This is a genomic window from Caulobacter sp. P1_B12_2 (genome assembly GCF_056406675.1).
On record NZ_JBFTZS010000260.1, the window covers coordinates 1 to 6679 of the forward strand.

12 protein-coding genes are annotated in these 6679 nt (G+C 68.0%); 3 read left to right on the forward strand and 9 right to left on the reverse strand.

From position 1 onward, the window contains the following. The 3 genes from AC1DZ6_RS15935 to nepR form a co-directional block, all read right to left on the reverse strand. Positions 1-144 (reverse strand): hypothetical protein (locus tag AC1DZ6_RS15935; RefSeq protein WP_477098144.1); only part of this gene is annotated, 144 nt, incomplete at its 3' end. Next, entirely contained in the window at positions 141-746 is a 606-nt protein-coding gene (locus AC1DZ6_RS15940) for a sigma-70 family RNA polymerase sigma factor (protein ID WP_477098134.1), read from the reverse strand. The genes AC1DZ6_RS15940 and AC1DZ6_RS15935, both read right to left, overlap by 4 nt. A 2-nt stretch (positions 747-748) precedes the next feature. Next, on the reverse strand, positions 749-934 hold the full coding sequence (gene nepR, locus AC1DZ6_RS15945; RefSeq protein WP_477098135.1) for an anti-sigma T factor NepR: 186 nt from the start codon (positions 932-934) through the stop codon (positions 749-751). A gap of 245 nt (positions 935-1179) precedes the next feature. Between nepR and phyR the strand changes: the two genes are divergently transcribed. Then, a complete protein-coding gene (phyR, locus tag AC1DZ6_RS15950; RefSeq protein ID WP_477098136.1) occupies positions 1180-1980 on the forward strand; it encodes an anti-anti sigma factor/receiver protein PhyR in 801 nt (266 codons plus the stop codon). An 85-nt stretch (positions 1981-2065) separates the two neighbouring features. Here phyR and AC1DZ6_RS15955 read toward each other — a convergent pair whose 3' ends face one another. From AC1DZ6_RS15955 to AC1DZ6_RS15970, 4 genes are all read right to left on the reverse strand, one after another. Continuing rightward, complete coding sequence (locus tag AC1DZ6_RS15955; protein ID WP_477098137.1) at positions 2066-2317, reverse strand: hypothetical protein; 252 nt, start codon at positions 2315-2317, stop codon at positions 2066-2068. A gap of 12 nt (positions 2318-2329) precedes the next feature. Next, a complete protein-coding gene (locus AC1DZ6_RS15960) occupies positions 2330-2566 on the reverse strand; it encodes a hypothetical protein (protein WP_477098138.1) in 237 nt (78 codons plus the stop codon). A gap of 282 nt (positions 2567-2848) precedes the next feature. After that, positions 2849-3316: an OmpA family protein gene (locus AC1DZ6_RS15965; RefSeq protein ID WP_477098139.1), complete on the reverse strand. Its 468-nt coding sequence runs from the start codon at positions 3314-3316 to the stop codon at positions 2849-2851. Positions 3317-3400: 84 nt separating this feature from the next. Beyond that, positions 3401-3742, reverse strand: a complete 342-nt coding sequence (locus tag AC1DZ6_RS15970; protein WP_028040099.1) for a glycine zipper domain-containing protein — start codon at positions 3740-3742, stop codon at positions 3401-3403. Between the two features lie 157 nt (positions 3743-3899). Between AC1DZ6_RS15970 and AC1DZ6_RS15975 the strand changes: the two genes are divergently transcribed. Next, positions 3900-4760 (forward strand): diacylglycerol/lipid kinase family protein, encoded by an 861-nt coding sequence (locus AC1DZ6_RS15975; RefSeq protein WP_477098140.1) that lies wholly within the window; start codon positions 3900-3902, stop codon positions 4758-4760. Beyond that, positions 4760-5611: a metallophosphoesterase family protein gene (locus AC1DZ6_RS15980; protein ID WP_477098141.1), complete on the forward strand. Its 852-nt coding sequence runs from the start codon at positions 4760-4762 to the stop codon at positions 5609-5611. The genes AC1DZ6_RS15975 and AC1DZ6_RS15980 overlap by 1 nt, the downstream gene beginning before the upstream one ends. A gap of 14 nt (positions 5612-5625) precedes the next feature. Here AC1DZ6_RS15980 and AC1DZ6_RS15985 read toward each other — a convergent pair whose 3' ends face one another. Further along, positions 5626-6243, reverse strand: coding sequence for a superoxide dismutase (locus AC1DZ6_RS15985; protein WP_477098142.1), 618 nt, complete (start codon positions 6241-6243; stop codon positions 5626-5628). A gap of 87 nt (positions 6244-6330) precedes the next feature. Beyond that, on the reverse strand, positions 6331-6679 hold a 349-nt coding region (locus AC1DZ6_RS15990), incomplete at its 5' end, for a hypothetical protein (RefSeq protein WP_477098143.1).

Genomic DNA, 6679 nt, shown 5'->3' on the forward strand with positions numbered 1-6679 from the left:
CGAGTCGGCCTCGGCCTTGAAGGCGAAGACCGACTGCAGGACGCCGAGGATCAGGACGGGCAGGAGCGCAAGGAACAGCGCGGCGGCCAGCCGGACCCGGATGGATCCGACCGCGCCGGCGCCTCGGCCGAGGAAAGACTTCACCGCAGAGTGCTCAGTCTCTCCGCGTCAGCCAGGATGGCGTACATGGCGTCGCCGGCGGCGCCGCCGTCGCGGTCATAGGCGCCGGCTTCGAGAATGGCCTGCAGGGCGCGCCGCGCCCGGCTGACCCGGCTCTTCACCGTGCCGACCGCGCAACCGCAGATCTCGGCGGCTTCCTCGTAGGCGAAGCCGCCGGCTCCAACCAGGATCAAGGCTTCGCGCTGTTCAGGCGGCAGCATGGCCAGGCTGAGCCGCAGCTCGTCCAGGGCCACCGGGGCCTCGGGATCGTCGACCGCCACCAGGGTGCGTTCGGCCGCTTCCTGGTCGAGCTGGCTCTGACGCCAGGAGCGTCGCTTCTCGGAATAGAATTGGTTGCGCAGGATCATGAAGGTCCAGGCCTTCATGTTGGTGCCGAGCTGGAAACTGGCGCGAGCGTCCCAGGCCTTCATCATGGCGTCCTGCGCCAGATCGTCGGCCGCGGTGGGATCACCGGTCAAGGTCCGGGCGAAGGCGCGGAGATGTGGGATGAGCGTGACGAGCTCTTTCTTGAAGGTCGCGTCACGGGCCGGATCGAAGGGCGAGCGGCCGACTTGCGCTTCGCTCATGCTCAACGGTCTCCCGAAGGCTTCTCGGCCTTGCGCAGGATGTCCAGAAACTCGTCCGGCACCGGCTCGTTCACGACCTCGTCGAACATCTGACGAAGCTTGACGCCGATAGCCTGCTGACGGAGCCGTGCTTCATCGAGCGCGGCCGCCCCTTTGCGGTGATCTTCCATGGGTACGTGTTCGATCATGTCCTCGACACCGACAAGACGCGGCGCCCGCCCCCTTTGGCCGAATGAGAGTACGCCGGATGACAACGTCGGATTCCCTATGGGGTTCCACAAGCTTGAGCATATGATGGCAAAATTCTTCGGACTTCGGAACCTGCCATGGAACCGGGGCCTAAGGGTCGCGTTTATGTTCGGATGGCCGAACGGCGTAGCTTCACCGCACCGCAGGTCTTTTTGTATCCGAAGACACTCACACGGGAGGGGTCATGAGTCTTCTTGCCCGGCTGGCGCCGCATTTGCCTTATGTTCGTCGCTATGCCCGCGCGCTGACCGGCGACCAGACGACTGGCGACCATTATGTTCGCGTCGCGCTCGAGGCCCTGGCGGCCGGCGAGCGGTCGCTGGACGCCAATCTGTCGCCGCGCGTTGCTTTGTACCGCGTTTTCCACGCCATCTGGCTGTCCTCGGGCGCCCAGTTGGAAGCCCGTCGCGATGACTCGATCAACGCGGCCGACGACGCGTCGCAACGCCTGATGAGGATCGCCCCGCGCTCCCGGCAGGCGTTCCTGCTCACCGCCCTGGAAGGCTTCACGCCGACCGAGGCGGCTCAGATCCTCGACTGCGATTTCGGCGAGGTCGAACGCCTTATCGCCGAGGCCCAGAGCGAGATCGACGCCGAACTGGCCACCGAAGTCCTGATCATCGAGGACGAACCGGTGATCGCGGCCGACATCGAGGCCCTGGTTCGCGAACTGGGACATGACGTGATCGACATCGCCGCCACCCGCGGCGAGGCTGTCGACGCGGTGACCCGTCGCACGCCCGGCCTGGTGCTGGCCGACATCCAGCTGGCCGACGGCTCGTCGGGCATCGATGCGGTCAAGGACATCCTGGCGCGTCTCGACGTGCCGGTGATCTTCATCACCGCCTTCCCCGAACGCCTGCTGACCGGCGAGCGTCCGGAACCGACCTTCCTGATCACCAAGCCCTTCCAGCCGGAAACGGTGAAGGCGGCGATCGGCCAGGCGCTGTTCTTCCATCCGCGCCGGACCCAGAAGGCGGCCTGATCCCGATCAGGCGCCGAAACGATCAAGGCCCCGGTTTTCACCGGGGCCTTTTTCTTGTGCGCTGTGCTCGACGTCGCCGAACGGACTAGCCGGCGGGCGTCTGCTTCACCGGCGCCTGCTCGGTCGAGTAGCGTTCGGCTTCCTGCGTGGTCTTGGCGCCGTTGTTGTGCTCGACGCCGGCCAGGTCGCCCGAACGGAGGCCCCAGGCCCCGAACAGGGCGGCGGCGGCCAGCACGGTCGAGATGATCAGCATCCAGAAGACGTGCTTGCCCCAACGGCCCTGGCGAGCGCGGGTCGCGTTGACGGCGGGATGATGTTGTTCGAGGTCGGCGGGCATTGGAAGGCCTCCTTATCGGGCGGCGAAATAGGCCCCCGCGTTCGACGTCGCCGAACCGCTGGAAGCGAGGTTGTCGTTGAAATGCTGGAGAACGCCCGCCGACGCCGCGACGGCGGCGATCACCGCCAGAGCCGTCATGCGGTTGCGTCGGGTCTTCTCTCGGCGCGTCGCCGCGCGCTCGAAAACCATTCCACCGTGCTCGGCTTGATAGGTGCGGATCACGACGTTGCTCCCCAGTTTCAAGGCCACGCGGCCTTCAGGAAATCAACGTGTCGCCTCCGGCGCCGTTCCCTCCGGCCTTTGCCGAAAGGGGTTCAGGCGACGTCGCAAAAATAATCGCGGAAAAGGCGAAAAAAGTTTCGTCGGGCGGGAACCGCCTTGGAGAAGCGACGTTTTCAAAATTGCGGAGGCGGCGACGCCCCCCCGACTTGAGGCTGGTGCAAACCAGCCTGCTGCCTCCGCACCCCAAGCCTTTCAGGCGGACCCATTCGGGCCCGCCTTTTTAATGCGCGGAACCGGCCGTGGCGACGGCTAGTGCAGCTTGCCGTCCAGGTCGAACCGGATGTCGGCCCGCCGCCGCAGGGGGCGCGCCTCGCCCTCGCTGTTGGTCGCGCCCACATCGCCGGCCGCGCCCACGTCGAACTCGACGTTGCCGTAGCCGATCTTGGCGAGGGCGCGCGTGACGACGTCGGCCCGTTGCTTGGACACCGCCAGGCTGGCGTCGGGCGAGCCGACAGAGTCGGCCAGACCGATCACCCTGACCGAGGCGACCTTGCAGCCCGTGGCCAGGGCGTCGGCGCCCTTGAGCACCGAGCGCGCCTCGTCGGTCAGCTTGGCCGACCGGCTCTCGAAATAGATCTGGACCGAGAAGTCCTCGCAGCTGGGCGCCACCTGCACGATCTGTGACCGCGACTTGGGCCAGGGACTGCTTGTCGTGCACCCCGCCAACAGGCCGCCCAGCGCCACCGCGCCGACCATCGCCAATCCGACCTTCTTCATCGCTTGCCCTCTCTGACGTCACGGCGCGCAAAAGGCGGCCGACACAGGTCGACCGCCTTCTGAAGATTTCTGGCTTGGCCCGACTTAACGGGGGCTGCCGTCTTCCCAGTAGTAACGACCGCTGCGCGAGTCGTAGTAGTAATACCGTCCGGCGCGCTCGTCATAGTACTGACGGCGATTGACGTTGGTCGCGCCGCAGCCGCCGTCCTCGCGGCAGCCCTTCACGGCGCCGACGGTGCCGCCCAGGGCCGCGCCGACAGCGGCGCCCGTGGTGGCGCTGCCGCCGCCCACATTATTGCCGACGATCGCACCCGCCAGGGCGCCCAGAGCCGCCCCACCGGCGGCGTTGCGTTCGGTGTTGCCGGTGGCGGTGCAAGCACTGGCCAGCACGCCGACGCCCAAGAGGGCGATCAAGGTCTTGTTCATCGTGGCTCTCCGTTCGAGCTTGTCCCAGGCAGGCAAACGGCCGCGCCACGCCAACGGTTCCGGGAACTCTCGACAAGCGCCGCCGTTTCTCGTCTCGAATCTTCTTTCGCGCATCCGCGCCCGGGCTCCAAGCCCTCGCCCTCCTTTGGAATTTCGCATGCGTGTGGAAGTCGTCACCAACATCGCTTCCGGCTCGGTGGGCAAGGACGCCCCCGCCCAGGCCGAGGCCATCCTGGCCGAACACGGCGTCACCGGGCGGGTCCACGCCCCCAGCGAAGGCGAGCTGAACGCCTGCCTGCGCGCCGCCATCGACTCCAAGCCCGACGCCATACTGGTGGTGGCCGGCGACGGCACCGCCCGGGCGGCCGCCGAGATGGCCGGCCCCGACGGCCCGATGATCGCGCCCCTGCCCGGCGGCACCATGAACATGCTGCCCCACGCGCTGTACGGCGCCATCCCCTGGCCCGAGGCCATGGCCAATTGTCTGAAGGGCGGTCAGGAACGGATGGTCTCGGGCGGCGAGATCAACGGCCGGCTGTTCTTCGTCGCCGCCATCCTGGGCAGCCCCGCCCTATGGGCCGAGGCGCGCGAGGCCGCGCGGGCGGGCCGCGCCGACCTGGCGCTGCTGCGCGCCCAACGCGCCCTGCGCCGGGCCTTCTCCAGCCGCCTGCGCTACGTGCTGGACGGTCGCCCCAAGGGCAAGACCGAGGCGCTCAGCCTGCTGTGCCCTCTGGTCTCGGCCGGTCTCCACGCTGATGAACAGGCCCTGGAGGCCGCCGCCCTCGATCCCGCCAACGCCCTCGACATCTTCCGCCTGGGCGTCAACACCGTGACCGGCAACTGGCGCAACGACCCCTCGGTGATCGTCGGGCGCTGCCGGATCGGCAAGGTCTGGGCCGGCGGCCGGATTCCTGCCATTCTCGACGGCGAGCCGGTGCGGCTGGACGACACGGTCAGCATCCGCTTCCGCCCCAAGGCCTTCCGCGCCCTGGTTCCCGCCGACGGAATTCCCGATTGATGACGTCCCTCAAGCTGGTCCAGGTGTCAGACCTCCATTTCGGGGGCGAGCACAAGGCCGCCATCGAGGCCGCCGTCGAGCGCATCCACGCCGAACAGCCCGACCTGGTGATCGCCGCCGGCGACCTGACCAAGGACGGCAAGGTCGAGGAGTTCGACGCCGCCCTGGCCTGGCTGGACCGCCTGCCCTTCCCGCGCATCGTCACGCCCGGCAATCACGACACCCCCTTCGTCGGCCCGCGCGAGATCCTCACTCGGCTGGCGACGCCCTGGCGGCGGTACGAAGATCGGTTCGGCGAGCGGATGAACAGCGACTGGGACGACCCGCGCGCCACGGTCGTGACCCTCAACTCGGCCCGCGCCTTCCAGCTGCGCTTGAACTGGTCGAAGGGGGCGGTGTCGCGTCGCCAGGTCCGCGAGGTCTGCGCCGACCTGAAGGACGCCGCGCCGGGCGCCCTGAAGATCGTGGTCTGCCATCATCCGCTGATCGAGATGCTGGGCGGCCCGATGACCGCAAAGGTGCACGGCGGCACGGCGGCCGCCCAGGCCTTCTCGCACGCCGGCGTCGACCTGGTCCTGACCGGCCACATCCACGCGCCGTTCGTCCATCCCTATCCGTTTTCGGACGGCTGCACCCAGGCGGTGGGCTCGGGGACGCTGTCGGTGCGCGAACGCGGCGTGCCGCCCAGCTTCAACCTGATCGAGGTCGACGACGTCGACATCCGCATCACCGCCCTGGCGTTCGAGCGGACCCAGTTCGTGACGTTTCGGACCTGGTCGGTGCCTCGCCGCTGCGCGTTGCGGGCCGGAAGCGAAAACGGCGCGACCGAGGTCGCGCCGCTCCAGGTCTAGAACTTCGAAGCCGCTTAGGCGGGTTCGGGATAGGTCCAGGCCGCGCCCTGGCCCTTGGCCGCGGCGAACTGGGCGTCGGCGAACGCCCAGTTGGGCAGGACGTCGAACCAGGCTTCCAGGAAGCCTTTCCGGTTGTTCTGGTGGTCCAGATAGTAGGCGTGCTCCCAGACGTCGCAGACCAGCAGCGGGGTGATCCCGTCCTTGGTCAGGGTGTCGTCGGCGTCGTGGGTGGAGAGGATCACCAGCTTGCCGCCCTGGACGGCCAGCCAGACCCAGCCCGAACCGAAGTGGCCGACGCCTTCGGCGACGAACTTTTCCTTCAGGCCGGCCAAGTCGCCGAACGCTTCGGCGATGGCGGCGGTCAACTCGGTCGAAGGACCGGCCTTGTCGACGCTCATGCAGTCCCAGAAGAACGCGTGGTTCCAGGCCTGGGCGGCGTTGTTGAACACCTTGCCGGGACCCGCTTCGCGGATCACCGCCTCCAGCGGGCGCTTGTCGCCCTCCGGCAGCAGGCCGTTCAGCGCGTTCACATAGGCCGCGTGATGCTTGTCATGGTGGAAATGAAGCGTGTTGGCCGAGATGGTCGGCTCAAGGGCTTCATAGGCGTAGGGGAGGTCGGGGAGTTTGAACATGGTGGCTCCAGGGCAAGACGCCCCCGGAAGATGGGCGGGGAGGCCCAGAAAACCAGAGGCGGGAAAAGATCGTCTTGTCGAAAGACGCTAGCGCGGCGGAGGCTTCTGCGAATCCAGCAGCGCCTTGGCGACGATCGCCGCCAGGGCCGGATTGCGGAAGGCGATGACGCCCGCCGCCAGGCCGGCGCCGATGGTCAGGATCGGACGATCCTTGACCATTTCGATGGCCTTCTCGGCGAAGGCGAAGGCGTCCGGCGCGACGGCGGCCGCCGGGTGGGCTTTGTCCTCGGCCTTCAGAGCGGCTAGCAGGCCGGCGATCCCGACAATCGCCGCGGCGACCGCCGCGACCACCGCCGCCGAGCCGGCCGCGCCGAGGTGGGGCTGCAGCACCGCGAACAGCGCGAAGGCGGCGGCGAACACGCTTACAGCAGCGGCC

Bases quoted from the DNA above. Each gene is read 5' to 3' on its own strand.
- AC1DZ6_RS15955 (WP_477098137.1), bottom strand. From the start codon at position 2,317: ATGCCCGCCGACCTCGAACAACATCATCCCGCCGTCAACGCGACCCGC.
- AC1DZ6_RS15965 (WP_477098139.1), bottom strand. From the start codon at position 3,316: ATGAAGAAGGTCGGATTGGCGATGGTCGGCGCGGTGGCGCTGGGCGGC.
- AC1DZ6_RS15975 (WP_477098140.1), top strand. From the start codon at position 3,900: ATGCGTGTGGAAGTCGTCACCAACATCGCTTCCGGCTCGGTGGGCAAG.
- AC1DZ6_RS15970 (WP_028040099.1), bottom strand. From the start codon at position 3,742: ATGAACAAGACCTTGATCGCCCTCTTGGGCGTCGGCGTGCTGGCCAGT.
- AC1DZ6_RS15940 (WP_477098134.1), bottom strand. From the start codon at position 746: ATGAGCGAAGCGCAAGTCGGCCGCTCGCCCTTCGATCCGGCCCGTGAC.
- AC1DZ6_RS15980 (WP_477098141.1), top strand. From the start codon at position 4,760: ATGACGTCCCTCAAGCTGGTCCAGGTGTCAGACCTCCATTTCGGGGGC.
- AC1DZ6_RS15985 (WP_477098142.1), bottom strand. From the start codon at position 6,243: ATGTTCAAACTCCCCGACCTCCCCTACGCCTATGAAGCCCTTGAGCCG.
- nepR (WP_477098135.1), bottom strand. From the start codon at position 934: ATGATCGAACACGTACCCATGGAAGATCACCGCAAAGGGGCGGCCGCG.
- phyR (WP_477098136.1), top strand. From the start codon at position 1,180: ATGAGTCTTCTTGCCCGGCTGGCGCCGCATTTGCCTTATGTTCGTCGC.